General features: G+C 38.2%; 15 protein-coding genes. 1 reads left to right on the top strand and 14 read right to left on the bottom strand.

Annotation, left to right across the window (positions count from 1 at the left end):
- Nucleotides 1–2: 2 nt before the first annotated feature.
- The 7 genes from ACJJVZ_RS12595 to ACJJVZ_RS12625 form a co-directional block, all read right to left on the bottom strand.
- Nucleotides 3–458 (bottom strand): GNAT family N-acetyltransferase, encoded by a 456-nt coding sequence (locus ACJJVZ_RS12595; RefSeq protein WP_405600915.1) that lies wholly within the window; start codon nucleotides 456–458, stop codon nucleotides 3–5.
- Nucleotides 459–522: 64 nt separating this feature from the next.
- Nucleotides 523–1,116, bottom strand: a complete 594-nt coding sequence (locus ACJJVZ_RS12600) for a DUF2238 domain-containing protein (RefSeq protein WP_024597907.1) — start codon at nucleotides 1,114–1,116, stop codon at nucleotides 523–525.
- A gap of 61 nt (nucleotides 1,117–1,177) precedes the next feature.
- The gene (locus tag ACJJVZ_RS12605; protein WP_405600918.1) at nucleotides 1,178–1,969 is read right to left on the bottom strand and encodes an SDR family oxidoreductase; all 792 of its coding nucleotides are present in this window, start codon (nucleotides 1,967–1,969) and stop codon (nucleotides 1,178–1,180) included.
- A gap of 60 nt (nucleotides 1,970–2,029) precedes the next feature.
- Nucleotides 2,030–2,548, bottom strand: coding sequence for a DUF962 domain-containing protein (locus ACJJVZ_RS12610; protein ID WP_405600920.1), 519 nt, complete (start codon nucleotides 2,546–2,548; stop codon nucleotides 2,030–2,032).
- A 173-nt stretch (nucleotides 2,549–2,721) separates the two neighbouring features.
- Nucleotides 2,722–3,129 carry a hypothetical protein gene (locus tag ACJJVZ_RS12615; protein ID WP_273048370.1) on the bottom strand — a complete coding sequence of 136 codons (408 nt, stop codon included), beginning with the start codon at nucleotides 3,127–3,129 and terminating at the stop codon, nucleotides 2,722–2,724.
- 68 nt (nucleotides 3,130–3,197) lie between these two features.
- On the bottom strand, nucleotides 3,198–3,875 hold the full coding sequence (locus tag ACJJVZ_RS12620) for a Crp/Fnr family transcriptional regulator (RefSeq protein WP_405600923.1): 678 nt from the start codon (nucleotides 3,873–3,875) through the stop codon (nucleotides 3,198–3,200).
- A 34-nt stretch (nucleotides 3,876–3,909) separates the two neighbouring features.
- Nucleotides 3,910–4,854, bottom strand: a complete 945-nt coding sequence (locus ACJJVZ_RS12625) for a LysR family transcriptional regulator (protein ID WP_138586280.1) — start codon at nucleotides 4,852–4,854, stop codon at nucleotides 3,910–3,912.
- Nucleotides 4,855–4,967: 113 nt separating this feature from the next.
- Between ACJJVZ_RS12625 and ACJJVZ_RS12630 the strand changes: the two genes are divergently transcribed.
- Nucleotides 4,968–5,915, top strand: a complete 948-nt coding sequence (locus tag ACJJVZ_RS12630; RefSeq protein ID WP_077538136.1) for a sodium-dependent bicarbonate transport family permease — start codon at nucleotides 4,968–4,970, stop codon at nucleotides 5,913–5,915.
- Nucleotides 5,916–6,025: 110 nt separating this feature from the next.
- Here ACJJVZ_RS12630 and ACJJVZ_RS12635 read toward each other — a convergent pair whose 3' ends face one another.
- The 7 genes from ACJJVZ_RS12635 to ACJJVZ_RS12665 form a co-directional block, all read right to left on the bottom strand.
- Nucleotides 6,026–6,541, bottom strand: a complete 516-nt coding sequence (locus ACJJVZ_RS12635) for a M23 family metallopeptidase (protein WP_193155544.1) — start codon at nucleotides 6,539–6,541, stop codon at nucleotides 6,026–6,028.
- Nucleotides 6,542–6,848: 307 nt separating this feature from the next.
- Nucleotides 6,849–8,192 (bottom strand): SPFH domain-containing protein, encoded by a 1,344-nt coding sequence (locus ACJJVZ_RS12640; RefSeq protein WP_077538138.1) that lies wholly within the window; start codon nucleotides 8,190–8,192, stop codon nucleotides 6,849–6,851.
- Entirely contained in the window at nucleotides 8,185–8,523 is a 339-nt protein-coding gene (locus ACJJVZ_RS12645) for a methanolan biosynthesis protein EpsI (protein ID WP_273048363.1), read from the bottom strand. The genes ACJJVZ_RS12640 and ACJJVZ_RS12645 overlap by 8 nt, the downstream gene beginning before the upstream one ends.
- A 342-nt stretch (nucleotides 8,524–8,865) precedes the next feature.
- Nucleotides 8,866–9,717, bottom strand: coding sequence for a DNA-binding domain-containing protein (locus ACJJVZ_RS12650; RefSeq protein ID WP_405600927.1), 852 nt, complete (start codon nucleotides 9,715–9,717; stop codon nucleotides 8,866–8,868).
- A gap of 23 nt (nucleotides 9,718–9,740) precedes the next feature.
- Entirely contained in the window at nucleotides 9,741–10,646 is a 906-nt protein-coding gene (locus tag ACJJVZ_RS12655; protein WP_226894521.1) for a DUF692 domain-containing protein, read from the bottom strand.
- A 268-nt stretch (nucleotides 10,647–10,914) separates the two neighbouring features.
- Nucleotides 10,915–13,044 carry a ferritin-like domain-containing protein gene (locus tag ACJJVZ_RS12660; RefSeq protein ID WP_405600929.1) on the bottom strand — a complete coding sequence of 710 codons (2,130 nt, stop codon included), beginning with the start codon at nucleotides 13,042–13,044 and terminating at the stop codon, nucleotides 10,915–10,917.
- Between the two features lie 425 nt (nucleotides 13,045–13,469).
- Complete coding sequence (locus ACJJVZ_RS12665) at nucleotides 13,470–14,957, bottom strand: hypothetical protein (protein WP_405600931.1); 1,488 nt, start codon at nucleotides 14,955–14,957, stop codon at nucleotides 13,470–13,472.
- Nucleotides 14,958–15,168 lie beyond the last annotated feature (211 nt).

The raw sequence follows: 15,168 nt of genomic DNA on the forward strand, positions 1-15,168 counted from the left end.
GCTTAATAGACCTCACGATTATTTCCCTCATACACATTTTCAGGGTTTATTTGCATTAGTAGCCCTGGGTTATCTATCGGTTTAAACCCGTATTGTGCATAAAGGCCATGCGCATCAGAAGTCGCTAATAAAAAGCGCCTGAGCCCTTGCAGCTCAGGGTGCTCTACTATTGTTTTAATAAGTAACTTACTCAGCCCATTTCCTTGCGAGTGTGGGGCTATAAATACATCTGCTAAATAGGCAAAGGTTGCTTTATCGGTCACTACTCGGGCAAAGCCAACTTGTTCGTTATGAGCGCTGTAAACACCAAAGCACATTGAGTTATCAATAGCCGATTGCATCACGCTTTTAGGTATGCCTTTGGCCCAATAGCTGTTAGCAATAAAGTTATAAATAACATTAAAGTTAAGTTTGCTTTTGTCTGTGCTAATTGAGTAATCACTAGTGTTTGCAGTCATAAGTTAATAGTCTTTTATTAATATTTTATAAGCGTTTCTATATAGTCTTCAACGTTCCTATAGCCTATAAATAATCTTTAACGTTTTTAAGCTGTTTGTCGTGTACTTTTGAAAGCATTAACAACGAGCAAATAGCCCCAAATAACGCCAGTCCCATATCTGATTGGGTATCCCACACGTAACCTTGCGTGCCTAAAAATGCGTCTGCGTTTTCGCCGCTTAACACTGCAACCCACCACTCGATTAATTCGTAAAAGGCGCTAAATGCTAAACATACCGAAATAACAAAAGTGATTAACCAGCCTCGACCATTTACTACTTTTTTGCGCAGTAAAATTTCGCGCGCTAGTAGTGCAGGTACAAACCCTTGAAAAAAGTGCCCTACTTTGTCGTAGTTATTACGCTCGCTACCAAATAGGTTATCGAAAAAAGGGACTTCGGCGTAGGTGTAATGCCCGCCAATCATCAGCACAATACAATGCGCTAAAATAAAAGTGTATAAAATAGGGGTAAGTTTAAAGTGGCTATAGGTACTTGCTAGCAGCACTAAACCAATAATTGCGGGGATAACTTCAAGCAGCCATGTAAATTGATCTTTTGGGTTAATACCAGACCAAATCAATACGATAAAAAACAGGCTCAGCCATAAATACTTCATTTAGAATCCTTTTCTAAATTGATCAAATTTACGGCATTTTACGCCTTTGAAATAAACGACGCTACCTATAGTTTGTTTTTGCGGTAATGCGATTAAACAAAGTAGGAAAAAAGCGCTTAATTGTAGGCGCCCAACCACTTAAACCTTTGCCAATAATCACTTCGTCTTTTTTATTACTAATGGCACGAATCATTTTTGTAGCAGCTACGCTTACATCCATCCCATTTTCTATCGATTCTTCTGGTTTATTTTGCGCTATGCCTTGCTCGTTTAGTGAATTATGCGCAATTGCTGTTTTAATAGAGCCAGGGCAAATTGTTAAACAATGAATGTTATGTTGTGCTACTTCTGCACGTAGGCAATCCATAAAACCAACAACTGCATATTTAGAAGCCGAATAACCGGTTCTAAATTTTGAACCAACTTTACCCGCCACACTACTAATAGACACAATTGAGCCACTGCGCTTTGCCACCATAGCAGGCAGTAAAGCTTTAGTAAGTGCAATTAAGCCAAAGTAATTAACCTCCATTAATTGGCGGTACACGTTAAAGTCGTTTTCTAAAAATAAGCTACGCTGCGATACGCCGCCGTTATTAATTAAAATATCAATTGCAGGAAGCTCGTTCATTTTTGCTGTTACTGTACTCAGTACATGTTCTGGCTGGGCTAAGTCCAGCGGTATAACTAAGTGCCCTTCGCCTTTAAGCGTTGCTTTTAAATCGTTTAGTTTATCTACATTGCGCGCCGATAAAATAACACGCGCTCCAAGCTCGGCAAATTGTATAGCAAGCTCTTTACCAATACCTGACGATGCCCCGGTGATCCACACGGTTTTATTATTATATTGCATGCGTTATCTGCCCTTTTATTGTTATTTATTAGGTTTTATAAAGGTACTTAGTAAAGTATTTTACGCCTTTGTAGGACCTGCTATTGCGTTTACTTCATCTTCTAATGTTTTGTAAAAATCCATTAAAAATAGTAGTTCAACAGTTACGTACAAAGGGCCAATAATTAAGCCAATTAGGTCATCTACAAACGCCGGTTTTTTACCTTCGTAATAGTGCCCAATAAACTGCAATACCCAACCAAATACAAACACACCGACACCAATACCCAACCAAGGCCAAAACGCCATTGCCGCAATAGGCTGAACACCAATAAGGAGTAAAGTGAGTATCACGGCCATAATAAAGCCAAGCGAAAAGCTCAGCATAAAATAATAAACAACTGACGCTAATACAAAAAGTTGTGCACCATCAATGACAAAATTATCAATTAGAAAACTTCCCACAGGTATTTGGATGCGTGCAAGTAGACACAGTGCAGCAAATACAATGAGCGGAATACCAAAAAAGTGGGTCAATACATTGCGTTTAGAACGATGGTATAAACCATATTTACCAAGTTGTTGTTGAAGTGTTTTCATTGTTGAACCCTGCTTTATTTTTTATATAAAGTTAACCTTAGCAAATATCAGTACAACAACAATGTCAGGTACCCGACATTAAATAACCTGAACTCTGGATAATAAATCTATCCAGCAGCTATTATCAGCGCTAACTGCGTTGAACTTACTTGCAATAGGCCAGGTTAAATAAATTAAACCAATGCAGAAATTATCTTACCCCGTTCATGCTGCGGTTGCATATCCATTCGGTCCCTACCCTGCTTATATTCTTGCTCAAGCATTTTTTCAAGTTCGTTGATTTTATCGTTAATTATGTCAAGATCAGCGCCTTGCCCTTGTAATTCTTTAGAAAGATCTTCTATTGCTTCTTTTAATTTATCTATTTTTTCTTTATTTATACCCAAACGCTGGTAAACAATTGCTTCTTGCGCACGTTCTAAAAACGTTTGATCTTTAGGTGTAGCGTTCATTCCGTTAACATCACTTGCTTTTTCACTAGTAGGGCCATTAATTGCAGCTACTTCGCTTGGGCTTGCCGCTTTAGTTATACTAGCGTAGCTATTGTTACTGTACTGATTTGCAAAGGTTATAGATGTCATTAGCCAAATCCATTGTTGCGTTTCAGGTTGTGTAGCAATTTTGGTTCCAACTAATAAAAATACTAAACCTATTTAAGCTTGCCAGTGCGCACGTGTAATTTTTGCTTATCTAAAATGGTAATGCGTTGATACCCTAAACTAATGGCTTGTAGCTCAACGAGTCGTTGCAGTATTTGATTAATAGTTTGGCGAGTTAGATAGGTCATATCAGCAAGTTGCTGCTGGGATAATACAAGCGGCGTTAAATGTTCTGTATGCTCACTCAGTATTGGAAGTCGATTGCATACCTTTTGCTCAGCACTTAATAATGCGTGATCTTCCATAGAGATAAACATAAGGCGTAACTTTTGCGCCAGCAATAAACCAAACTCTTGCCAATATTGTGGCTGTTCATTTAACAATTGTTCAAGCGCACGCTGGGGTACATAAAAAAGTACCACATCGGTTTGCGCATATACGTCGTGCGTACGTAGGCCGCCATCAAACAACGTGACTTCGCCAAACCACAGCGGTGTTTCAATAAAGCTGAGTACAGCTTCCTTTCCTTCATTGTTTACACCACTAATACGAACTACGCCGCTCAGTACGGCATAAATACCGTTATGCTTATCGCCTCGCAAAAATAGTGACTGTTGGGCTTTAAGTGAACGCGTTTTGCCTTGAGTTAATAAAAAGTTTTTTAAATACTGGCTGCGGCTTTTAAACCAATGCCCTTGTTCAATAACGCTTTGCTGTTGTGGAGTCATAATTTTAAATCTCTTAACCAGAGTGCCAGTTACTCTACTTTAAATTTAACTTATGTAATTCATTACGTACCCATTGCGTATCTAAATATTGTTCTACGTGCTGCTGCGCAAACTTTAAAAAATTACGTGCCGCATGCGATATGTGCCTGTCGGTGCGCATCACAAAATACCAATGACTCGCTAAATGGGTGTCGGTTACGTTTAAAATTTTAAAGCTTGTATCATCTTTTGCAAGTACATGGCGTGATAAAACTGCAATACCCATGCCTGACGCTACCGCTACCCGTATTGCTTCATTACTGGCCATTTGTACGGAGTCATTTAGCACTAATCCTCGGCTTTGTAACTCGCTTTCAAATAACATCCGTGTTGCTGAACCATTTTCTCGTAGTAAAAAGCGATACTGCATTAGTTCAGCTAATTTAACGGCTTTTACGTGAGCTAATGGATGACTTAGTGGCACTATAAATTCCAGCGGATTATGCAAAAAGCGCGCAGCTTGTGCGTGTTCAAGCGACGGCGGATGACTAAATACATAAATATCATCCTCCCCTCGCTCAAATCTATCAAGTACCTCTGCCCTGTTGCCTATTTCAAGAGGGAGTTCAACATGCGGATGTAAATTACTATAAGGACCTAGCAATTTTGGTAAAATATATTGCGCTGTATTAACCATGGCTATTTTACAGCGGCCGCGCGCTCCCCCATTGAGCTCGGTTAAGAAGTCTTGATAGTCTTCAAAATGCCCAAACACCTGCTGGCAGGTTTTAAATAACGCAAACCCAGCATCAGTAACATGTAACTTTTGTTGCTGCATAAGCACTAGTGGCTCACCCACGGCCTCTTGTAATCGTTTTATTTGCAGCGATACGGTTGGCTGCGTTAAATGTAAACGCCTTGCGCTTTCGCTAATTGAGCCAGTTTTTACTACGCTCATAAATACTTCAAGTAACCTAAATGAGATATGCCGTAAATCCAAAATCACCTCCATAGATATTTATCTATACATGTGTATTGTTTATTTTATTATTTACTATACAAAGTTTTATCTACAATAGCGCCTCTTAATTTATGATTTAGTAAGGAACACCTGTGCCAGATATTGTTGTTATGTTTTTTATTTTAGGATTAGTAGCGGGTATTTTACGTTCTGATCTTGCTATTCCAAAAGCAACCTACGAAACCTTAAGCCTATTGCTCATGTTAACAATCGGTCTTAAAGGCGGTATGGTACTGCACGGTAATCTAAGCTGGCAACTGCTACCCGAAATGGGCTCGGTAATGTTACTTGGTGCACTTATTCCTCTTATGCTTTATCCAATTTTAAAATACGTAATTAAACTCTCTGTTGCTAATAGCGCCAGTATTGCCGCACATTACGGCTCAGTAAGTGCAGGTACCTTTGCGGTAGCGCTTGCGTATGCCGAGACAGCTCAATTAGTAGTCGGTGCAGAAGTAACTCTGTATTTAGTGATGCTAGAACTCCCTGCAATCATCGTTGGTTTACTGCTTTATAGAAGGCTTGATAAAGAAAACAGCCAAAAGAGTGAACTGTCGTTAAAAGCGCTTTGGCATGAAACACTTACTAATAAAAGTGTCATTTTGCTCGTAGGCGGTGTCGTTATCGGCATGATGTACGGCACGGTGCAAGGCAGCCAAGTAACCAGCCTCTTAACCAGCAGCTTTAAGGTCGTACTTGCGTTATTTTTACTGGAGATGGGTTTAGTCGCAGCACAAACTCTACGCCCTATTCCCTGGAAACAGTGGAAACTAGCAGTATTTGCTATTATCACGCCATTATTTTTAGGCACGATTGGCGTAATGGTAGGCACACTTTTAAATTTAGAGTTAGGGTCGGTAGTTATATTGGGAAGTTTGGTAGCAAGCGCTTCTTATATAGCAGCTCCCGCTGCTATAAAGGCAGCCATTCCTAAAGCCGATATTGGCCTTGCTATGCTCAGTTCACTAGGCGTTACTTTTCCGTTTAATGTGATTGTTGGTATTGGTTTATACCACCAGCTCGCAGTAGCAATGCAGTAAACGAACAAATCAGTATTAACAATTAAAATTTATTACTTTAAAGCTGTTAAGCCCATTTTATACGGAATTAACAGCGAAATTTAAAAGGTCATTTATAGTCAATACAATGGTTACTTAATCGTTAATTTTTTATGCGGGCTTAAAAAAAACATCTTTTTCCAGCCTTGATTTTGCGTTGTAAAAAGCCACGGCATGGGCACTAATGATAAAATAGAATAATGCACATGGGGCTGTTTCCCCGCAGCATTTCCAGTATCGCCAAGTAAACCAATTTGACTGTTTATGCTCACTGTATCGCCAGCACTTACACTGTACTCATTTAAATGTGCAAAATAATGCACGCGCCATTTAGGCCCAAGTACAGCAACCGCTTTACCTCCTCGGCTTAACTCACCTGCAAATATAACAACACCGCTTGTAGAGGCAACTACGGGTGTATTTTTTGTACCAAAAATATCAATCCCTTTATGCACACCCGATTTACCCCAAGGCTCATACCAAAACGTATTATGGTTCCAATCTTTAGCGGTTGCCCCTTGTACCGGTATCATTATTTTTTCAGGAATTAGTAAGCCTATAATTAGTAAAGCTACAGCTCCAATTAAAATCCACTTAAGTACTTTCAATGTTCTCTCCCTGATATTTAAATCGCTAATACATTTAGTATACAGTGGCAAATTATTAACCATCATAGCTGAACGCATTCTGAGTACAATTTAACCTGAACTCTGGTTAGAGAAAAAAATTAAAATATCACCATGGTTCAATAGTTTAGTAAATAAATTAACCAAAGTTTAGGTTAATTTAAAGTATGTTATATGAGTTAGATGTGCAAAATAAAAAACGCTGGCTAATGTTTATCAGCCAGCGTTTTATTGTTTATATAATATTTAAAGGCTAAGCCTCAATATTGTTTATATATTTAGTAATTATTTATTTTTTATCTTTTTCTAAACGTTTTTTAAGACTCAGCGCAGCATCAGCGGCTAATAAACGCATAAATTCAGAACCATTACTTTGCTCGCCTTGGCCTGCACCTATTACAATTTCAGGCACTAAACGGCTATTGCCTAAACTTGTAAATAAAGCAGTTTGAATTTTAACTTCTGCTTTTAGCGTTTCATCAAATACATACTTAGGATCAAGTGCCGCAGACTTAGCTCTTAAACGAGCTTCAGCTAAAACGTCCATACCTAATGCTTCTAAGCGTTGTTGTTTTAAAATTTCTTCTTGCTCTTTTGCCAACTCGGCTTTAACAGCAACACGTTGTTGCGCAGAAATAATGGCATTTGCCTTAATTCGTTCAGCATCAATTTGCTCTTTAATTTTTAGCTTTTCAGATTCAGCACGTTGCTTAGCGATGGCTTGCTCACCTAAAGCAACTTCGGTACGTGCTTGTTGCTCTGCTTTTTTAAGGTTTTGACGCGCTAGCGCTTCATCAGCAGCAGCTTGCTTTTGCGCCTCAAGGCGAGCATTTACTTTGCTCTCATAATCAATATCAATAATGCTGGCATCAACAACGGTAATACCGTAAGCGCCCAAAATAGGGGCATTGCGAAGTGTGTTACCTTCATCGTCCATTTTAATATTAATAGTGACACGTTGTTGCTTACTTAAATTACCCAAATCATCAGATTTATCACGCTCACCCGTGCTAATAATTTGTTCGGTAACAAAAATACCGTTAGTTAATTGATCAGCAAAATCTTGGCTTAATTGACCATTACCACCAGAGTAGTGTTGCTCTACCGACATCATACGCGCCGATGCTTTTACGTTTTCTGTAGTTGCACGCATTAATAAATTAGAGATTAACGTTTCTTGTGAACCAAATTCTTCATGAATTTTAAGTAAACCACGCAAAGCACCTGATTCAGCTGCAGGCACATTACCTGGTAATCTAAAACGCGATACACCGCGTGCGCCACCTGTTGTGGTATCTAAAAACCGAATAGGAATGAGCGGGACAATTGCACTTGCTGTTGCATTTGCGTCACCGGTAAAGTTAATCGAAATCACTTTTTTATAGGCCGATGTAGTACCAAACGCTTTTAAATAAGGGCCAGCCTGATTTATTACTGTTAAATTGCCGGTAAAAGCCGACTGATGAACTAAGCGTTCATCGGCTTCATTCCATGAAATAACTTGCGATGTGAGTGTTGCGATTACCGCTAACACAATAACAATTGATGAAACTAAAATTACATTTCGACGACCAAATCGACTCATAAATGAATCACTTTTTACTGCTGGAACCGCTTTTTTCTCGCTATCCATTTTTATTACTCTCCATGTTTAATTTCTTTTTAACAAAGTAAATGATTTCCTGCTCACTCAAGTGCGCGCAAAAACTGCCTGAACGATGTAGTTCAACAAATGTTGCGAGGATTTCTTCTTTACTTTTAATGGTTTTATCTTGGTTTTCTTGCGTTTGATTTTTTTCTGTTAGCTGAGTGATTAGCTCATCCACTATCGTATCTTTATCAAACAGTACATTGTATTCTTTTGATTTTCTTACTCGGCTTTTACATGTATTACTGTAGATTACATAAAGCGCCACGCACAAAATAATAACAAGTGTACTCAAGCCAATAATATAAAAAATCATAAGATCTACTTAAATTGGTTAAAATATTTAGCTATCCATAACATGTGTAAACATACACAAGTGTTAAGCTAATAATTTTACAGTAAAGTTAAGTAAAAAACAGATTAAAGAGCGTTTAATATATAAAGTGGAGTTTAGGGCGTAATTTAAAGCCGAAATAAACGAATGTTCTTGGTTATATTAAACGACTTACCTTTCTTGATGCGCACCTCAAATTTAATAGCACTATTTTCATAAATGTATGGCTTGTGCTTTGATTAAATGTCTACTGAGCATATTTTTAATAAGTGATAATCTTTGTCTAACTATTTAAACAAAAAAATGTTTGTTTAAAACGCTATTTTAATAAGCCACTTTCAGTAATCCGTGCGCAATTGCACTTGGAAGCCAAAACATCAAACGCGCCAATAAGTCGCCTTTGTCTAAGCCACTTACTCTTGAAGTAATATCAATACAGTTTGATAAAAGCGGCTCTTGCTGACACACCTTTAAAAACTCAAACTGCCAAGATTCGAGCGCTAATGAACTTAACATGTAATTAATCCGGGAAAAAGCAATAAAACTTAGCTCAGCCATAGGCATAGCGTATTCATCGTTTGATTCTAGTTTTTGCATCAGTGGTAAAAGTGGGTACGCTAACTTAACTAACCGTAAACATGATGGTGTGCGTACAGTAAGCGATTGCTGTAATAGTGAAAAAAAATCTAATGTTACGTCTTCTTCTTGCTCCACTTCAAATCCCTTGGCTAAAGAGACTTCTGCTTTCGCTCTTTCAATACGAGCAATTTCTGCAGGTAAAGAATAAAACGCTTCCTCCTCAATACTGCAAAATCCGCCTGGCCGTGTTTTTTCAAGGAACAGAGCAAAACCACCGCCTAAATCATACAGACTCGAATTTTTAGAAGGGAGCGTAACAATGTAAGCTTTTGCAAAATCTGCAAAAGCAGTTTCTCCCATGAACTTCTCAAGGAATGGGTATTCGGCTTTAAGGCATTCTACTAAACGCATAACGTAACCAGCTGCGTATATATTTAATCGGCGGTAAAAAGTCGATTTTTCGTTATTTTGATTCAACAAATTCAATGGTAAATTAGCTTGTTGTGAAGCCTTTATAACTTTCTGTTTAAGGTTTCCACGAACAACTAACATCGTCATCATCCATTGTTGTGTTTGTTTTAATGTTACTTCATTCATATTAATGGCTTAACTCTGTATCGTTAACGAACAATAGGTGTTGAAAGCACCATAGCGTTGTCTGTTGCACTATAAAGCTCTCCGTTACTCGGTATAACACCCGCCAATACCGAACGAGCTTTGTTCAGCTCCGTTATCAATGTTGGAAAATCAGGTATATTTGCATCCCATTCGAGTAATGTAGCTACATTATTACCAGCAAGAGACTGGGCAAGCTGATATAGATGCCATACTTTTTCAGGAACGGGGCTATCGTGTGTATCAATAAGGCAATCCCCCATTAATGTAGGTCCAGCAAGGTGCATTTGCACTATATGCTTGTGAGGAAGGTTTTTAATAAATGTTTCGGGATCATAACCATGATTATAAGATGACACGTACACATTATTCACATCCAACAATAAACCACAGCCAGTTTGACTTACGATCGCTGATAAAAAATCCCACTCAGTGAAAGTGTTTTGTTCAAATTCTAAGTAACTAGAAGGATTTTCGAGTATTAACGGGCGTTGCAAAAAATCTTGCACGTAATGTATTCTCGACACAACATGTTGCAAACTTTCTGCGGTTAACGGCATTGGCAAAAGGTCATGGCTATTAACACCCATTGCCCCTGTCCAGCAAAGATGATCGGAAACCCATTCGGGCTCTATTTCATGAGCAAGTATTTTTAGTTTTTCAAGGTATGACAAATTTAAAGGATCTGTACTGCCAATATTCATTGACACGCCATGCATGACTATCGGCTTTTTAGCGCGTATTTTTTCTAATACATGGCGAGCATAGCCATAGTTATCTATAAAGTTTTCACTAATGACTTCAAACCAATCAAGTGCCCAGTCATCTTCATTCATAAGATAAGGAAAGTGCTGTGTCCTTAATCCAACTCCAAACCCCAACGGTTCTAAATTAAGCATATTTTTCGTCAAAATATTCGATCCTTATAAAAGTAGTAATACCAATGTGCTTAAATATAAGGTCTATTTAACAATAAGAAAGTTGCACTATAACAAGACAAAATTTTATATCTATTTGTTCTAAATAAAAATTTTAACGGCCTTATGGAGTGATTTAATTCGTTAAATGGTTTAAATACTTATGCTGATTGGTATAAGGCCCCATAAAGGAGCCTACGGTTTATAACTGTATAATAGTGTACTTAAGTGATTGCACTAATTTTGTTATTGCAAAAATGGCTTAAGTTGAAGGCGGTAATACCAAACGAATATCAGATGGTGTCGGCGGTGAAGGAATATGAATAGATTTATTATGGCCACTGCCCTGCGCTTTCACTAAACCTTTTGCTGCACAGTAGCTACGCCACGCAACGTCGTAAACGGCTTCACCAGGTTGATAAGGCATAGAGTTTTTTTCAACAACTGCAGGAGGTAACATATCTCTGGCAACTAATTCCGGCCATTTGATTTTTTCTGCATGAAAGTTTGGTGCATCACCAAATTTATACAGTTGCATTTCGTAATTTTCATCACTTTGCGTAGGGTAAAGTTGTGATGCTGAAATTGGCACTGCACAGCCCCCGAAACTACCGCATAAATTATCGGCTGGTGCACTTTTAAGCCTCGCTGCTGCAGAACTACTGCAATTGCCACCACCCGTCGCGCTTTGTACAAAACCACAACCACCTTGTGTTTTACAGTCATTCGATCCTTTACAACTATGGTATGCCAATTCACTAGCACACGCATTCTTATCATCACCACTACTTTCATCTATCGCCATGCCTTGACACGCATGATATAACTGATGTTTTTGTTGATTTTCAATGCCTGTAACTAGATCAGGACAACGGCCCGTAACAGCCCAGCAAATCGAAACACGGTCTCCTGAACCACCCATCGCAGGCGATGGGAATTGTGACTTAGGATCAGCCCAATATTTGTTCAGTGATGTTGTAATACCTTTAATGGTACCCACAGCAGAAGAGCTAAAAATAGTAAACGTATTATCTATTTCTGACGCTGATCCTAATCGATTTAAGGCTTCTGCAATATCAGTAGTTTTAGGTAAATTAGGCGCTCCGTCACTACCAAGCATGGAAGCTTTCCAAGGTTTGTCTAAGTTATTTTTATGCCATACATCCCAAGTAATATAATCATCTTTAGCAATCAAGCTTTTAACCTCGTCGAATAGTTCAAAATGGTCTTTACCACCATTGTCAAAGCGTGCTTGAGCCGAACCTGATGCCGCCGTTGTAGGGTTTCCTTGATCATCATAGCCTGGGTAATCTTTAATTAAGCCCTCTTTACTCGGCTGAAACTTAGATTGCACGGTACCAAGCATACCCGCTTTTTTTATTTGAGCTTTTTGAAACGAAACCGCCCAAGGCTCAGTTACCCAACGCTCTATAATCGTTTTAACCACATCATCACCTTCACCTTGGTCGGTAATCGCATTAATGTTATTAATGAGCTGTAGTTTTACGTTATTCAAATCTTTAGTTGCACTTTCTATCTCAGTTTGAATACCTGGGTACTGCTTAGCTTTTCTAGGTGGGGCATTATTAAATTGATCTCGCTGTAAACTATTATCTTCTGAAGGTGAAATTAAATGTGATAATAAATGGCTCCCATCAGAATACGTTATTTCTAAATAATCCCAATAACACAAATACATATGGCCAATAGAGCCAAATAATGGTAAATCAGTTTCTCTCATACTCGATGAAAACCAATTAAATGGCGCAGCTTCAAAATACTTAGTTCCCACATCACCGTTTTTTCGCTTTACTGAGGGATTAGATAACATCTCACGACCACGCTCTGCTTTTTCTTCAATCGCTAGAAAAAGATCGACCTGCGCCTCGTTCATTGCTCTGAGTTCTACAGTTAACTTACTTAAATCAGGGTCTTTGCCTTTCCAATCTGTAAAATCTAGAATATGCGGTATTTGTGTTGAACTGGGTTTATAACAATGCCAACCATAATCGTCGCTTTGCAGTGCTTTACTTGTAAAAATAGGCGTGACACCTATCGTGCTAGCCATATTAGAAGCTAACTGTAAATGCAACATCTCTTCAATAAAAACGCTATATACCTTATTAAATACATTTTCATTGGTTGTAAGTGGTTTTTTTTCAGTTGCTTGCGTTGCACCAGAGCCAGGCCACCAGCGCCCAGTGTAGAGTTTACTTCCGGCACTGTTAATTTGATGCATTCCCTGTATCGAATAAAGCGATACCATATAGAGCGGAATAGTGAATAGCTCAACATTTACAGTCGCCTGAGCAATTGCTTTTACGCAGGCTAAATCGGCTTCGAGGTAACTAATGTCACGGTTTTTAAGTTTGAGTGTAGCTTCTTGCTGCATTGTAGTTTTCTCCTAGGTATTAATACCTCAAACATTCTAAAACTTAAACTACGTGGTTATAAAATGTCATGGCAAGGCATATTAATTAAAGATAACGGTAAGATAGTTAAATACAAAAAACACATAAACACGGATCATCTAAGTATTTTTAAATATGTTCCTTCTAAAATACTTTAGCGTACGGGATAAAATCTTGCTATTACAGCAATATTACAAGTGTTTCAGTTGAGATTTAAAGCACATATAACCATGATTTATAAACACTTTTAGTTAAAAACAAAAAAACCACGGTAGGTATTAACCTAACGTGGTTTTTAATGTTGAGCATTTCGTTGTTTTATTCAAAGCGCTGAAAATAGCCGCTTTAGATAGACTTATTATCCAGAGTTCAGGTTAATTAGCATTCATACTTTAAGGATAAACTATTAGCATTGCACCCAATCAACACCATTTTCACCGCATTCATGCAGCATTGTTCCATCTTCTCGGCGAGTATCTCTAAACCATTGCCCTTCAATTGTTTTAATAATACGTACGTTATCTGTAGTTTTGTATTTACGCCAAAAGCTAGCATCAATAGATGTTTCGTCATCAAACTTATAAGGCATAGCAGCGAGTACGGTAACTAAATCTTGAGTGTCTAAATCAGCAGCTTTGTCTTTAACATTTACCCAATCAGATAATGTTTGAAAATCGGCATTTTCCTCTCTAAAGGCAAAGTCAGTTTGGTAAAACGCTCCCGACTCAGTATAGCTAATGCTAAAACCTCGCTCGAACGGTGTATCTAAATTAGAACTAACGCATTCATCAGCTGTTGGAAAGTTAACCGATGGGCTTGTATTATTAACGCTATAAAACACATTATCGTTCTCAAAACTAACTTTCTCTATGCTAGAGCATCGATAAGTACGATCTGGGTTAATGTATACATCGTCTCTAATTCTTAATTTTCCATTTAACGACTCTTCACCCCAAGGCGTATTTGTTGATTGAAGTTGAGTTAAAATAAAATCAATTTTATCGAGTTCGTCTGTATTTTGAAGCTTTACTTGCTCATAAAAAAACTCAGCGCCCGCAAAAATAACTTTATCGCGGTACCATGCATTTTCAAACCTATCATCTTTTGCTGTGTCTTGGTAAATCACTGCTCTTACTTCTTCTGCGTCAGGAAACTGAGCATCTAGTTCCTGCTTATATTTATAGGCCGCTTTTAATCCCTTAACAATTGCTTGTGCTCTGTCGTAAGCGTCGCTATCGTTATTAGCGATAAAATCTGAGTAAATTTGCTCTGTCGACAAATTATAATGCGCAACCAAGTTTTGCATAACATTTGTTATTTCGCTTTGAAGATTTGCAAGTAGCTCAATATTCTCTTTAAGTGCATCACAACTTAAATTATTGTTGCCACTTTTTTGTAATTGAAGGCTCAACTGCTCCCAAATAACGGTTGTTAAAGGTGATATATTGCGAATATCTTCACCAGTTAAAACCTCAATTGAGGGCGGAAATGACATTTGATACGCTTCGGTAACTTCACCTAAACCCTCATCCATAGCACCCACAGGCACATCAACATACATCGTTGAATATGGCACACACAACGCCTGCTCTTGTGTAAAGTTAAAACTGTAATCGCCTGATTCAGTAGATACAACTGATGGCTCACTCTCCTCATTAAGGCTACCATCTCCATTAATATCTAGCCAAACGGTTGCACCCGACACATATCCATCAATCACCTTACCAGTGAGTGCAATGGTCGTTTTTTTAACTGGATCAGGCTTTGCAGCAACCGGCTTAGGTTTTACTGCTGCCGTCTTTTCTACTGTTGCACTGCTTCCACCGCCGCCACAACCACCTAGTGCAAATGCCATAACCAATGAGATAGCAAGCTTACTTTTTTTAACCAACATATAAGTACTTCCATTTTTGTATTGTAGGATTTCCAATCTGTCTAATACCAATTCGCTTAATTAAGTGATCTATTTTGAGGTAGTAAAACCTTGCCGATAGCAAGGCAAAAATTTAGTTACTTAGTTGTTCTAAATGAGAAATTATTAACTAAGCTAGCGCCAGGTTTGGCCCCTTAAAATAATTAAGTATTATTGCGGATCGGTATAAATA

The sequence above is a fragment of the Pseudoalteromonas sp. Ld19 genome (genome assembly GCF_045064135.1).
Taxonomy (GTDB): Bacteria; Pseudomonadota; Gammaproteobacteria; order Enterobacterales; family Alteromonadaceae; genus Pseudoalteromonas; species Pseudoalteromonas aliena.